This window comes from Phyllobacterium sp. 21LDTY02-6, assembly GCF_023554255.2.
Classification (GTDB): Bacteria; Pseudomonadota; Alphaproteobacteria; order Rhizobiales; family Rhizobiaceae; genus Phyllobacterium.
The window spans coordinates 517,719-531,244 of record NZ_JAMJWD020000001.1; the positions used below are offsets into that span (position 1 = coordinate 517,719).

The 13,526-nt window shown below is 61.4% G+C and carries 14 protein-coding genes, 1 tRNA gene and 1 riboswitch; of the genes, 14 read left to right on the forward strand and 1 reads right to left on the reverse strand.

Annotation, left to right across the window (positions count from 1 at the left end; translation table 11 throughout):
• Position 1: 1 nt before the first annotated feature.
• The 7 genes from M8997_RS02440 (at position 2) to ilvC (ending at position 7,619) form a co-directional block, all read left to right on the forward strand.
• Entirely contained in the window at positions 2-439 is a 438-nt protein-coding gene (locus M8997_RS02440) for a hypothetical protein (protein ID WP_250013314.1), read from the forward strand.
• Between the two features lie 61 nt (positions 440-500).
• The gene (locus M8997_RS02445) at positions 501-1,628 is read left to right on the forward strand and encodes an ATP-dependent RecD-like DNA helicase (RefSeq protein ID WP_250013317.1); all 1,128 of its coding nucleotides are present in this window, start codon (positions 501-503) and stop codon (positions 1,626-1,628) included.
• 104 nt (positions 1,629-1,732) lie between these two features.
• On the forward strand, positions 1,733-2,473 hold the full coding sequence (locus M8997_RS02450) for a pyridoxine 5'-phosphate synthase (RefSeq protein WP_250013319.1): 741 nt from the start codon (positions 1,733-1,735) through the stop codon (positions 2,471-2,473).
• Between the two features lie 141 nt (positions 2,474-2,614).
• Positions 2,615-4,540 carry a potassium transporter Kup gene (locus tag M8997_RS02455; RefSeq protein ID WP_250013323.1) on the forward strand — a complete coding sequence of 642 codons (1,926 nt, stop codon included), beginning with the start codon at positions 2,615-2,617 and terminating at the stop codon, positions 4,538-4,540.
• A 64-nt stretch (positions 4,541-4,604) separates the two neighbouring features.
• Entirely contained in the window at positions 4,605-5,828 is a 1,224-nt protein-coding gene (locus tag M8997_RS02460) for an NAD(P)/FAD-dependent oxidoreductase (protein WP_250013325.1), read from the forward strand.
• A gap of 85 nt (positions 5,829-5,913) precedes the next feature.
• Positions 5,914-6,585 (forward strand): TetR/AcrR family transcriptional regulator C-terminal domain-containing protein, encoded by a 672-nt coding sequence (locus tag M8997_RS02465; protein WP_250013326.1) that lies wholly within the window; start codon positions 5,914-5,916, stop codon positions 6,583-6,585.
• Between the two features lie 14 nt (positions 6,586-6,599).
• Entirely contained in the window at positions 6,600-7,619 is a 1,020-nt protein-coding gene (gene ilvC / locus M8997_RS02470; protein WP_250013327.1) for a ketol-acid reductoisomerase, read from the forward strand.
• A gap of 58 nt (positions 7,620-7,677) precedes the next feature.
• On the opposite strand, the gene M8997_RS02475 is transcribed toward ilvC, so the two are convergent.
• Positions 7,678-8,022 carry a BA14K family protein gene (locus tag M8997_RS02475; protein WP_250013328.1) on the reverse strand — a complete coding sequence of 115 codons (345 nt, stop codon included), beginning with the start codon at positions 8,020-8,022 and terminating at the stop codon, positions 7,678-7,680.
• A gap of 126 nt (positions 8,023-8,148) precedes the next feature.
• On the opposite strand from M8997_RS02475, the gene M8997_RS02480 reads away from it, so the two are divergent.
• From M8997_RS02480 to M8997_RS02510, 7 genes are all read left to right on the forward strand, one after another.
• Positions 8,149-9,264 (forward strand): endonuclease/exonuclease/phosphatase family protein, encoded by a 1,116-nt coding sequence (locus tag M8997_RS02480; RefSeq protein WP_250013329.1) that lies wholly within the window; start codon positions 8,149-8,151, stop codon positions 9,262-9,264.
• Between the two features lie 2 nt (positions 9,265-9,266).
• Entirely contained in the window at positions 9,267-10,025 is a 759-nt protein-coding gene (locus tag M8997_RS02485) for an NUDIX hydrolase (protein ID WP_250013330.1), read from the forward strand.
• A 100-nt stretch (positions 10,026-10,125) separates the two neighbouring features.
• Positions 10,126-11,043, forward strand: a complete 918-nt coding sequence (locus M8997_RS02490; RefSeq protein WP_250013331.1) for a PhzF family phenazine biosynthesis protein — start codon at positions 10,126-10,128, stop codon at positions 11,041-11,043.
• A gap of 115 nt (positions 11,044-11,158) precedes the next feature.
• Positions 11,159-11,234: transfer RNA gene (locus M8997_RS02495), tRNA-Lys, on the forward strand.
• 85 nt (positions 11,235-11,319) lie between these two features.
• On the forward strand, positions 11,320-11,664 hold the full coding sequence (locus M8997_RS02500; RefSeq protein ID WP_250013332.1) for a RidA family protein: 345 nt from the start codon (positions 11,320-11,322) through the stop codon (positions 11,662-11,664).
• Positions 11,665-12,379: 715 nt separating this feature from the next.
• Positions 12,380-12,637 (forward strand): 30S ribosomal protein S21, encoded by a 258-nt coding sequence (gene rpsU, locus M8997_RS02505; protein WP_250013334.1) that lies wholly within the window; start codon positions 12,380-12,382, stop codon positions 12,635-12,637.
• Between the two features lie 137 nt (positions 12,638-12,774).
• A complete protein-coding gene (locus tag M8997_RS02510) occupies positions 12,775-13,344 on the forward strand; it encodes an NADPH-dependent FMN reductase (RefSeq protein ID WP_250013336.1) in 570 nt (189 codons plus the stop codon).
• 35 nt (positions 13,345-13,379) lie between these two features.
• Positions 13,380-13,496: riboswitch (TPP riboswitch) on the forward strand.
• The last annotated feature ends 30 nt before the right edge of the window (positions 13,497-13,526 follow it).

Genomic DNA, 13,526 nt, shown 5'->3' on the forward strand with positions numbered 1-13,526 from the left:
TATGAGGCTTATCTCGATGGAACGGATCGGTGCAATCCTGGTCCTGTCGCTGACCCTGCTGGCGGCGCCGACGCAGGCAGAGGAGACCTGGCCGACGCCGCCCCTGGAAGAATTGCGCAAGCTGCTCACCGGCGCGACGCTGACTGGCGAAATCAAGGCGCAGCCGCCCTATAATTTCAGCGAGTACCTGGCCGAGGACGGCACGTCGCGCGGCAGGATGATCGAATGCTGCAAGCCCGATCAACTCCTGACCAAGGGCATTTCCTATTCGGGCGAATGGGCGCTGTCGGAGGAAGGGCTCTGCCTGACCTATGAGGGCGAGGAAAAGAAGATCTGCTGGACGCTGCAGGTCAAGGACGATCGCTTCCGCATGGTCGACAAGCATTTCGGCCCGATCGGCGAGGGCACCATCCGCGCCGGAAATCCCGATAATCTCTAGGAAATGAGCGCCGGCGCGCATTCTTCTTGCCCTTTGGGCACGAATCCTGTCAGTCAGACCCATGCAATTATCACCTCAACAGGATGAGGCGCTCAAAGCCGTCTCCAAATGGCTGAAAGATGGCCGGAGCCCGATCTTCCGGCTGTTTGGCTATGCGGGAACGGGGAAAACAACCCTGGCGCGCTATTTCGCCGAGCACATCGACGGCGACGTGCAATTTGCCGCCTTCACCGGCAAGGCGGCGCAGGTTCTGCGCTCCAAGGGCGCCAGAAACGCCCGAACCCTGCATTCGCTGATCTATCGGCCGCGCGGCGAGGAAGCCGTGGAGGATGAAACCACGGGCAAGACCAGCATCGCGCCGACATTCTCGCTCAATCGCCAAAGCCCCGTGGCAAAGGCAAAGCTGATCGTCGTCGATGAATGTTCGATGGTCGATGAACAGCTTGGCCGCGACCTGATGACTTTCGGCACGCCGATCCTCGTGCTCGGCGATCCCGGTCAGTTGCCGCCCATCTCCGGCGGCGGGTTCTTCACCGAGCATGATCCGGATTTCCTCCTGAGCGAGATACATCGGCAGGCGAGGGACAATCCGATCCTGCGCCTCGCTCTCGATGCGCGCGAGGGCCGCGACTTCGGATATGGGGATTTCGGCAAGGCCAAGGTCATTTCGAAGGCGGAGGTGACGCAGGAACTGGTGCTGGGCGCCGATCAGGTCCTCGTCGGCACCAACCGCACGCGCCGACGCTACAATCAACGTTTGCGGGAACTCAAGGGCTTCAGCGCATCGTTTCCGCAGGCCGGCGACAAGCTGGTCTGCCTGCGCAACGACCCGGCGAAGGGACTTTTGAACGGGTCGCTGTGGAAGGTCATGACGTCGTCGCGCGAGACCGTAAAGCCGGGAATAAACCTGCTCGTCTCGCCCGAAGACGAGGAGCCGGGCAGGGGCGTGGCAAAGATAAAGCTGCTCAAGGCACAGTTCGACGATCCGGATACCGAGATTCCATGGCAGACCAAGAAGCGCTATGATGATTTCGATTATGGCTATGCACTGACGACCCATAAGGCGCAGGGTTCGCAATGGAACGAAGTCGTGCTTTTCGACGAGAGCTATGCGTTCCGCGACACACGCGAGCGCTGGCTCTATACGGCGATCACCCGGGCGGCCGAGCGGCTGACCGTGGTGCGCTAGGTGCCGGTGCGGCGCCGGAATTGACAGGGTGACGATATAGCTGTTTCCAATGCGGCTTCGCACTGTATTAACTGACGCCATCCTATTCGCGCGGGTTCTTTTCGATGACAGCTTCTCTTTCAGTCAATCTCAACGCCATCGCCATGCTGCGCAACCGCCGCGACCTGCCATGGCCAAGCGTCACCGGCCTCGGGCGCATCGCGCTGGCCGCCGGCGCTTCCGGCCTCACGGTTCACCCCCGGCCGGACGAGCGGCATATCCGCTTCTCCGACCTGCCGGAAATACGGGCGCTGATCGATGATGAATTTCCGGCGGCGGAATTCAATATAGAAGGCTATCCGACCCCGGAATTCCTCGATCTCGTCGCGAGGAACGAGCCCGAGCAGGTGACGCTGGTTCCCGACGACCCGGCGCAAGCGACCTCGGACCATGGCTGGGATCTGGAGCGGCAGGCGCAGTTTCTGCAGCCCATCATCCAGGAATTGAAGCGCGACGGCCGCCGCGTGTCCCTGTTCATCGATGCCGATCCCGCCCTGCCGGCGCTCGCGGCGGAACTCGGCGCACAGCGCGTCGAACTCTATACCGGCCCCTATGGCGGTGCCGTGGAAGACAGGCAGCGCGAGGCGAGCGAACTGGAGAAGCTCGGCGCGACGGCACTGGCGGCGGAAAAATCCGGCGTGGAGGTGAATGCCGGCCATGACCTGACGGTCGGAAACCTGCCGCCGCTGGTCAAAAAGGTGCCGAATCTCGTGGAAGTGTCTATTGGACACGGCCTCACAGCCGATGCGCTGGTCCATGGAATGGCGCGATCTGTGGAAAGATTTCTTGCCGCTTTGCGCGGCTAGTGCTTTGAAACGGCTGCATTTACAATTTTCCCATGCATTTTTGCATAGCAGTTGTTAACAGCTATGTTAAAATGATGATTGATATTGCGATGCAACACGACTAACTCGTCCGCCCACGCCGTCAGAGCGAGGGAAAGCCATATGAGTGACCAACTGTCGGACGACGATAGCTGCGAAAACGGCAATGTCGTTCATGAGTCGGACCCGCACCACAAGGAAGCTTTTCCGGTCCTGGTGCTCGGCGCTCTCGGCGTCGTCTATGGCGACATCGGTACCAGCCCCATCTACGCCTTTCGCGAGGCGCTCCACGCCGCATCGCTGGACGGAAGCCTGAGCCGCACGGACGTGCTCGGCGTCGTATCGATGATCTTCTGGGCGCTGGCGCTCATCGTCACCGTCAAATACGTGCTTTTCGTGCTGCGCGCCGACAATGACGGCGAAGGCGGCATTCTTTCCCTGATGGCATTGGCGCGGGCGAGCTTCAAGTCTCGCCCGCAGCTCATTCTGGGCCTCGGGATCATCGGCGCTTCCCTGTTCTATGGCGATGCGGTCATCACGCCGGCAATTTCCGTGCTCTCGGCCGTGGAGGGACTGGAAATCGTCACGCCGGACCTTGAACCGTTCATCGTCCCCATCACCCTCGTCATCCTTATCACGCTGTTCTCCATACAGCGTTTCGGCACTGCGAGGGTCGCCATCATTTTCGGTCCGATAACGCTGTTGTGGTTCCTGGCGATCGGCGCTTTCGGCCTGTGGCATCTGGCGGACGACCTCACGGTGTTCGCGGCGGTCAATCCGGTCTATGCCTTCGAATATATCATGAACAATCCCGCCACGGCCTTTCCGACCATCGGCACGGTGTTTCTCGCGGTGACCGGCGCCGAGGCGCTCTATGCCGACCTCGGGCATTTCGGCCGCAAGCCCATTGCGACGGCGTGGATGTGGATCGTGTTCCCCTGCCTGCTGCTCAATTATTTCGGCCAGGGCGCCTTCATTCTCGCCCATGCGTCTTCCGCCAAGAACCCGTTTTTCGAGATGTTCCCGGGCTGGGCGCTGCTGCCGATGGTCGGTCTTGCGACCATGGCGACCGTCATCGCCAGCCAGGCGGTCATTTCCGGCGCCTATTCGCTGTCGCGCCAGGCCGTCCAGCTCAATCTTCTGCCGCGCCTGAACATCGAGCATACGTCGGAGAAGCAGTCCGGCCAGGTCTACCTGCCGAAAGTGAACGTGCTGCTCGGCATCGTCGTCATCCTGCTCGTGCTCGGTTTCGAACGCTCGACCAATCTCGCCTCGGCCTATGGCATTGCCGTCACCGGCAATATGCTGGTCACGACGATCCTGCTGTTCATCGTCATGACGCGGATCTGGAACTGGAGATTGTGGATCGCCATTGCGCTGACCACCGGCTTCCTGATCATCGACCTCACCTTCGTCAGCGCCAATCTCATCAAGGTCGTCGATGGCGGCTGGGCGTCGCTGGTGGTGGCCGTGCTCGTCGTCCTCGTCATGTTCACCTGGGTGCGCGGCAGCCGCCAGCTGTTCGAGAAGACGCGCAAGGGCGAGGTTCCGCTCGATATCATATCGCGGAAGATGGCGGAGAATCCGCCCGCGCTCGTTCCGGGCACCGCGGTTTTCCTCACCGGCGATCCGAAGAGCACGCCGACGGCGCTCATGCACAGCCTCAAGCACTACAAGGTGCTGCACCAGAGCAATGTCATCCTGACGGTGGTCACGGCTTCGACGCCGCTGGTGCGCAAGAGCGAGCGGGTGCGCATCGAGCCCATCAACGATCTCTTCATGCGCGTCACGCTGACTTTCGGCTATATGGAGCGTCCCAATATTCCGCGCACGCTTGCCATCTGCCGCAAGCAGGGCTGGAAGTTCGACATCATGACGACCTCGTTCTTCCTTTCGCGCCGTTCTCTCAAGGCCTCGGCCCGCTCGGAGATGCCGCGCTGGCAGGATCGGCTGTTCATCGCCCTGGCTCGAAGCGCCAGCGACGCGACCGAATATTTCCAGATACCCACCGGCCGCGTGGTCGAGATCGGTACGCAGGTCAATATCTAGAGCATTCGACGCGGATCATGGCATGCCTCGGTCCAGGGAAGCCTGCAGTGCAAGGTGAGGATCGATGAAGAAACTGGACGTCGCGATCGTGGGGGCGGGGCCGGCGGGACTGGCCGCCGCTCTCTATCTGAACCGCAGCGATCACCGCATCACCCTGTTCGAGCGGTTCTCCTCGCCGTCTCCGGTCGGTTCCGGCCTGATCCTGCAGCCGACGGGCCTGACCATCCTTGACGATCTCGGCCTGTTCGATGCCATCCGGGCGCTGGGCAATCGTATCGACCGGCTCCATGGCACCGATGCCGTGACCGGGCGCACGGTTCTGGATGTCAAATATTCCGCGCGGCCGGGCGGAAGATTTGGGCTGGCCGTGCACCGTGCAGCGCTGTTCGACGTGCTTTATCGGGCGGTCCTCGACGCCGGGATAGCTATGGAGACCGATGTCGATGTGGTGTCGCTGGAAAGCGGCGCCGACAAGACCACGCTCCTGACGGAGGCGGGGCGCCGGTTCGGTCCGTTCGACCTCGTTGTCGATGCGAGCGGCGCCAGATCGAAGCTCATCCGGCACTGCCTTGCCCCGTCTTCTCCCAGACCGCTGGCCTATGGAGCCTATTGGGCATCGCTCAAATGGCATCCGGAAGGTTTTGACAACCGTTCGCTGGTGCAGCGCTATCAGAGGGCGAGCACGATGATCGGCGTACTGCCCATCGGCCGGACGCCGGCGGGGGATCACGAGATGGCTGCCTTCTTCTGGAGCACCAAGCCCGAAGGGGAGGCGGCGCTGCGGCAGGGCGGACTTCAGCGCTGGAAGGACAGCGTGCTTGCGCTCTGGCCCGAATGCTCGGCCTATCTCGACCAGATCAGCAGCTTTGACGAAATGACATTGGCCCGCTACGGCCATCACACGCTGGCCAGGCCGATAGGACCCCGGCTTGCGATCATCGGCGACGCCGCCCATTCGACGAGCCCACAGCTCGGCCAGGGCGCCAATATGGCCATGCTGGATGCGCGGGCCCTGGCGCATGCCCTGGCCATATCGGGCGATCTCGCATCGGCCCTGTCGTCCTATGCGCGGTCGCGCAGGAACCACATACGCGGCTTCCAGATGTTCTCGCGCGTGTTCACGCCCTTCTACCAGTCGGACTCGCACATATTGCCGCTGATCCGCGACCACGTCGTCTCCAATCTCGCCCGTATTCCGCCGGTGCCGCAGCAACTGGCTTCCCTGGTCGCCGGCACCTTCATCGACCCGTTCAGGCCGATCGGCCTTCGCGAGAAGAACTGGCTCTGATTTTGCGGCTGTCCCGCCTTGTCAAAGGCCGGAAGCTGTATTAGAACACGCCGTAACGTACGGTACGGTACGGCCGGAGGATGAATTGGCTTCAGAACTGGAGATAGGCGAGACCACATTGACGGAGCGTCAGAAAGACGTCCTCGATGCTGCCTTGGCGCTTCTGGTCGAGGCCGGCGACAAGCTGACGATGACCAGCGTGGCGCGCCGCGCCAGTTGCTCCAAGGAAAGCCTCTACAAATGGTTCGGCGACCGTGACGGCCTTCTGACGGCCACCGTGCAATGGCAGGCCTCGAAGGTGAGGGGCGTGCCGGTCCGGCGCGACGATTTCGATCTGAGGGCATTGAAGATCGGACTTGAGCGGTTCGCCGCCGACTGGCTGCGCGTCATATCCGGCAAGATCTCCGTTGCGCTGAACCGCGTGGCGATCAGCCATGCGGGCATCGACCGGCATGGCCTTGGCCGCGACCTTGGCGGGATCGTGCTGGAAAACGGCCCGTTCGCGATGGCACGCCGGCTGCAGCCGCTGCTGCTCACCGGGCGCGAGGCCGGCTATCTGCGCTTTGACGACGAGCGCGAGGCGTTTCGCACCTTTTTCGGCCTGGTGGTGCGTGATGTGCAGATCCGCCTGCTGCTCGGCGACCATTTCGAACTGAGCGACGCGGCGATCGAACGCGACGCGCATCGGGCAACGGAACAATTTCTTCGCCTTTACCAAACACAGGAAAACGGCCCCGATGGGCCGCAACATTCATAGGAAGGATAAATCACATGCGCGTTTATTATGACCGGGATGCGGACATCAATCTCATCAAGTCGAAGAAGGTCGCCATCATCGGCTACGGCTCGCAGGGCCGTGCCCATGCGCTGAACCTCAAGGATTCGGGCGCCAAGGATGTGCGCATCGCCCTGCGCGCCGGCTCGGAAACGGCCAAGAAGGCCGAAGCCGACGGCTTTCAGGTCGTCAGCGTTGCCGATGCGGCGAAATGGGCGGACCTGATGATGATGGCGACGCCGGACGAGCTCCAGGCCGACATCTACCGCGACCACATTGCCGCCAACATCCGCGATGGCGCGGCAATCGCTTTCGCGCATGGCCTGAACGTCCATTTCGGACTGATCGAGCCGAAGAAGACGGTCGACGTCGTCATGATCGCGCCGAAGGGCCCGGGCCACACCGTGCGCGGCGAATACCAGAAGGGCGGCGGCGTTCCCTGCCTCATCGCCATCCACCAGGATGCTTCCGGCAATGCGCATGACCTCGCGCTTTCCTATGCCTGCGGCGTTGGCGGCGGACGTTCGGGCGTCATCGAAACCAATTTCCGTGAAGAGTGCGAAACCGATCTTTTCGGCGAGCAGGTGGTCCTGTGCGGCGGTCTGGTCGAGCTCATCCGTGCCGGCTTCGAGACGCTGGTTGAAGCCGGGTATGCGCCGGAAATGGCCTATTTCGAGTGCTTGCACGAAGTGAAGCTCATCGTCGACCTGATCTACGAGGGCGGCATCGCCAACATGAACTACTCGATCTCGAACACCGCCGAATGGGGCGAATATGTTTCCGGTCCCCGTATCATCACTGCCGAGACGAAGGCGGAGATGAAGCGCGTGCTCAAGGACATCCAGACGGGCAAGTTCACCTCCGACTGGATGCAGGAATACAAGGCCGGCGCGTCCCGCTTCAAGGGCATCCGCCGCATGAACGACAGCCACCAGATCGAGGAAGTCGGCGAGAAGCTGCGTGGCATGATGCCATGGATCGGCAAGAACAAGCTCGTCGACAAGGCCAAGAACTGATCTTCGGACGAACCGATGAAAGGGCCGGTGGAGCAATCCGCCGGCCCTTTTTTCTATGCTAGAGGTCGCAGCGGCGGCGGGGCCCGACATAGGGCTGGTAGGTATTGTCGAAGCCGCGATAGGATTGATACGCGGCCTTGCAGCGCTCCGCCTGGCTCGGGCCGGAAGGGCCGACAGGCTTGTGCCGGCGGAAATTGTAGCAGCCGCTGCCCGAACCCCGGCAATCGGGCTCGCGATATTTGTAGCCCGCGCTGTTGCGCTGGATGATCTGCGTCCGCGGCGTAACGTCGAGGCCGCGGGGAGCCGGGCGGTAGGTCTGAATTTCCTGCGCGAACGAAGCCGTCGCCGCCGGTATCGCGCCGATCAGCGCCGCGCCCAGGGTCATGAGGATCAAACGTTTCACTTTCCGTCTCCCATATTCGTCTCCCCCGCATATAGGTGTCGCGGCAGTGCAAAGCTACTGGCCGAAGCGTCACAATGTGGTTAGTTTCGGCCGGAGCAGCCATTCCCCTTGAACCTCAGGACGTGCATGTCAGTTCGAATTGCCACCTTCAACGTCGAAAACCTCATGAACCGGTTCGATTTTTCGGGGTTCAGGAACAATCTCAACCAGGACAGGACGCTGCAGCTGTTCCAGATAAAGGACGAGAATCAGTATCGCCAGCTGGAACAGGCACGCGCCATCGCGCATACGGACGATACCAGGCAGCTCACGGCTCTGGCGATCGCCGCCACCCATGCGGACATCATCTGCCTTCAGGAGGTGGACAATATCGGTGCGCTCAATGCCTTCGAATTCGGCTATCTCTTCAAGATGGTGGGCGAGGGCTACCGCCACAAATACATGGTCGAGGGCAATGACAGCCGCGGCATCGATGTCGCGGTGCTGGTGCGCGACCAGACCCGCGACGGGGAGGCGATCGAATTCGTCGAGATGACGAGCCATGCCCATGTCACCTACCAGGAGTTCGGGCTGCATACGCCGGAACTGGCGCTGCTCGGCCTTGAACCGCATGAGCGCATTTTCAAGCGCGATTGCCTGTGCATCGATCTGCGCGTCGGCGGCAGGCCGCTTTCGCTCTTCGTCAGCCATTTCAAATCCATGGGCTCGCCGCGAAACGGGATGGACGGACGTACGGCATCGATGCCGGTTCGCATGGCGGAGGCCAAGGCGGTGCGGCGCATCATCGAGGAGAAGTTCGGCGGCGTTGCCGGCGCCATGGCGCGGGATTGGCTCGTTTGCGGCGATTTCAACGATTATCGCGAGCGCGTCATCATCAGCGGCGACAGCCTGTCCGGCTACGGGTTCGAGCCGGTCGAGGAAGCCCTGAGCTGCGTCAATGTGCTGACGGAAGGCGGCTTCTGCGAGAATCTCGTGGAGCGGCGCCCCGCGATCGATCGCTGGACGCTCTACCATACCCGCGGGCCGCAGGAGCGTCATCTTTGCCAGCTGGACTATGTTCTCGCCTCCGCGGCGCTGGCGGGCAAGAATGCCGGTGCGGTTCCCGATATCATCCGGCAGGGCCAGCCATATCGCACCATATTCCCGCCGGATCAGGCGGTCGAACGTTTTCCGAGGGTGGGCTGGGACCGTCCCAAGGCCAGCGATCACTGCCCCGTCGCGGTAACATTGGACATGGCCTAGGCATGCTGAATATTCCCGAAGAGACAGTCGTACCGCTTGCTGCAGCGAAGCTGCAGATCGACGACGGCCCGCTGGACTACGAGGTGCGGAACCGGCAGCAGATCGACGCCAACTGGCTGAGCGACGTGACGGACAATCCCGCGCTGTTCAACGGCCCGTTCTTCATGGCCGAAGCGGCGGACGTGGACAATGGCGTTTTCGCTGCGCGCTATCGGCGCACCCGTTTCGCCACCATGCTGCACTGGAAGAAGAATGCCGATCTGGCGAAGCCCTGGCATGTGTTCGCCGTCGGTGTCATCGTCTCGGCCGACAACCGGTTGATCGCCGGGCGAATGGCGGCTTCGACTTCGGCGGCGGGCCGCGTCTATTTTCCGGCCGGTTCGTTCGACGAGGGGGATGTCGTTGGCGGTACGATCGATATCGAAGGCAACATGCACCGCGAGGTGGCCGAGGAAACGGGCATCGACCTGTCGGCGGCGGCGGATCGCGACAGCGCGACCTATCTCGTAACGTCGAGACGCAGCATCGCCCTGTTCCGGCGGTACTACCTGGCGCTGGAAGCCCGGGAATTGCTGGCGCGCATCAGCACGCATATTGCATCCGAACAGGTGCCGGAACTCGACGGCGTGACGGCGATTTCGGCAGCCGGAGAGATGGGGGAGGCTACGCCGGCGCCGTTCCGCATCTTTGGCGACTGGCATTTCAGCGAGGAGCAGCGACGACGGAGGCCGCGTCGGCCCCATAGGCCAATGCCACCATGACAAGGCCAATGACACCATGACAAGGCCAATGTTACCATAACAAGGTTTGACTTGATCTGGCGAAAGCGTGTTCTATTTTCCGGCGAACGGGAGCGAAACCATGTCGGGTCGTCAATACGAGATTTATGATGTCTTTACCGATTCGGCATTGAGCGGCAACCCGCTGGCCATCGTCCACGAGGCCGAGGGGCTTGACGACGCGGCCATGCAGCGGGTCGCAAGGGAATTCAATCTGTCCGAGACGGTTTTCGTGCTGCCGGCGCAGAACCCCGCACATACGGCATCGATACGAATATTCACGCCGGATTATGAACTGCCTTTTGCCGGGCATCCGACCGTCGGCACCGCCATATCGCTCGCCCACCGCCGCTTCGGCGCCGAGACGAGCGGTCAGGATGCACTGATCATTCTCGAGGAGCAGGTGGGGGCGGTGCGCTGCGGCGTGACGCTGGGCCAATCCGGCGCCTTCGCCGAATTCGACCTGCCCAGGCTGCCGCAGCGGGTCGCCTATAATTACGACAGGATGGCGATAGCCGCCGCGCTTCGACTGGAGCCGGGCGACATAGGCTTCGAGAACCACGTGCCGAGCATCTGGGAGGCGGGCGTGCCCTACCTTCTTATTCCGCTCCACGGCATCGACGCGGCCGGGCGCATCCGGATAGATCAGGCGGCGATGAAGAAGGTGGCGCCCCGCATCGGCGCGCGGCAATTGCCCGTCTACGCCTATTGCCGCGAGACGGTGCGGCATGACAGCCATTTTCACGCCCGCATGTTCGTCAGCGATGACGGCACCTATGAGGACCCCGCGACCGGTTCGGCGACGGCGGCATTCGCCGGTGCCGTTCACGCCTTCGACCAGCCGCTCGACGGCGTGCTGCACCTTTCGCTGGAGCAGGGCTTCGAGATGGGACGGCCGTCGAAGCTGCGGCTGGAGCTCGACATCGCGGACAGCCGGCTCGTCGGCGCCCGCATAGGCGGTGGAGCGGTGAAGGTCGCGGAGGGCCGGATTTTTGTCTGAGCTGCGCCAAAGCGCAGTTGTTGCACGGCGAAACAATAAAGTTGTCGCGAGGGGCTGGACAGGCAAGATTTGCCCCGTTATAGAGCGCTCACTTACTGCCGTTCAGGCGGCCGGAGGGCACATAGCTCAGTTGGTAGAGCAGCTGACTCTTAATCAGCGGGTCGTAGGTTCGATCCCTACTGTGCCCACCATATCTTTGAAAACAAGGGCCTTACGGCCCTTTTTTCTTGTGCCCCGGCGGGCATTGGCCTGCCATATTCTTACGAGGAGACATCCATGAGCGTTCGTCGAATTGAAGCTGGCCCCCGCATGAGCCAGGCTGTCATCCATGGCAATACCGTATATCTCGCCGGCCAGGTCGGTGGTCCGGGCAAGAGCGTCACGGAACAGACGAAGGATGTACTCGCCTCCGTCGACCGCCTTCTCAAGGAAGCAGGCACGGACAAGTCCAAGCTGCTGCAGGCGATTATCTGGCTCGACGACATGAAGGACTTTGGCGAAATGAACGCCGTCTGGGATGCCTGGGTCGATCCGGCGAACGCGCCCGCTCGCGCTACCGGCGAAGCCAAGCTCGCCACGCCCGAATACAAGGTCGAGATCATCATCACCGCCGCGCTCTAGGCGACCGACATGCCTCATGCTGTGCCAGTTCACCTGGCTCAGCACGAGGGTGGTGGATTGAATACGGAAGATCCGCACCACGCCCGCGAAATCGCGTCTGGTCATTGAAAATGGGGGGAGACGGGCGGTCTTCAGCGCGTCAGTAGGTATCAGGGTCGAGGTCCGAAGACCGCCCGCGACGTCTTTGCCTGCTATCATTGCGCTTGTCAGACGCAACAACCCGGAAAACGAAGCGCCACCTCCGTTTCCATCTGCAGTTTGCCGGTCGATCGGGGTTGTCACTTCCGACCATCCGGCAACGCCACCCTTTCCCAGCAATCGAAACAGCACCGGAAGCTGCTCCCCCACTGGAAAGGACCGAAACAGAATAACCCGGTTCCAAAGTGGTGGGATAAGTTTTTTTGCGTGCCGGGGGGAAGAATGAGCGAAATCAGTGGCTTGCAGGGCAAAATATTTTTTTAGGCCGAAAATCTATCCCACCACGTGGGCCTGTTGTGCCCCCGTTCACGGCCCACCTCCCTCATGCTGAGCCCTCATGGTTGTTCAGTGCTGCACACCCATCGCCCGGTGCCAATCCATGCAATTAATTGCGTGTAATGCGAACAATTGAGCTGCGGCACTGGATTTTCAGGCGCGAACTGAATAGAGTTCGCGCTTCTCAAGCTGCTCCAAGGCGATATACCGCGCCACGCAGACAAAATGGTGAGGATTAGGATTGCAAGTTCTCGTTCGCGACAACAATGTTGAACAGGCCCTGAGGGTCCTGAAAAAGAAGATGCAACGCGAAGGGCTGTTTCGCGAAATGAAGGCTCGACAGGCTTTTGAAAAGCCCTCCGAGCGCCGGGTGCGTGAAAAGGCCGAGGCTGTCAGCCGTGCCCGCAAGGCGGCGCGCAAGCAGGCTCAGCGGGAAGGGCTTCTGCCCGGCCCGAAGAAAAAGGAACGCGGCGCCCCTGCCGGCAACGATCATCGTTGAACGTCGCGCCTGATTGAATAAAAAGCCCGCGCGGTCATCCGTCGCGGGCTTATTCACATGGTTTCCCGAAAGTGCCTTCTTGCAAGCCTAGGCTCGTCGTCCCTATGCAAGGGCTGTCGTGAATCATGGAGAGACCAATGGCGCTCAAGTTGAATATCATCATTGCAAGTACACGTCCCGGCCGGGGTGGTCCGCCGGTGGCGGAATGGTTTCATGAATTCGTCAGGCAGGATGGCACGTTCGAGCCTGTTCTCGTCGATCTCGCGGATATCAACCTTCCGCTACTCGACGAACCCAGCCATCCGCGGATGAAGAAATATGAGCACGAACATACGAAGAGGTGGAGCGCGGTGGTCGATGCGGCCGATGCCTATGTCTTCGTCATGCCGGAATATGATTACAATGCGCCGCCGTCGCTGATCAACGCCTTGATCTATCTCTGGAACGAATGGAACTACAAGCCCGCGAGCTTTGTCAGCTATGGCGGGATTTCCGGCGGCATGCGCGCGGTGGAATCGGTAAAGGGGCTCATGTCTGCCCTGCGGCTCGTGCCGCTCTCGGAGTCGGTGCCGGTGCCGCTCTACCAGAACTTCATCAATGACGAGGGCGTGTTCCAGCCCAATGAGGCGATCACCAACGGCGCCAAGACGATGCTTGCCGAGCTGGCCAAATGGGCCGGCGCGTTGAAGCCGCTGCGCGACGCCTGACACTTGACAGAGCGGCGCTAAGCCGCTCTTCTAACGCTATTCACCAGGGGGGTCCCGACAAGGGGCTGAGATACTGCTGGCTTTTGCAGCGCAGTGACCCGTTGAACCTGATCCAGTTCATACTGGCGTAGGGACGGTGCAAAGCTGCGACCAGCTCTGGCAAAAAGTCTGATTCCAGGCTC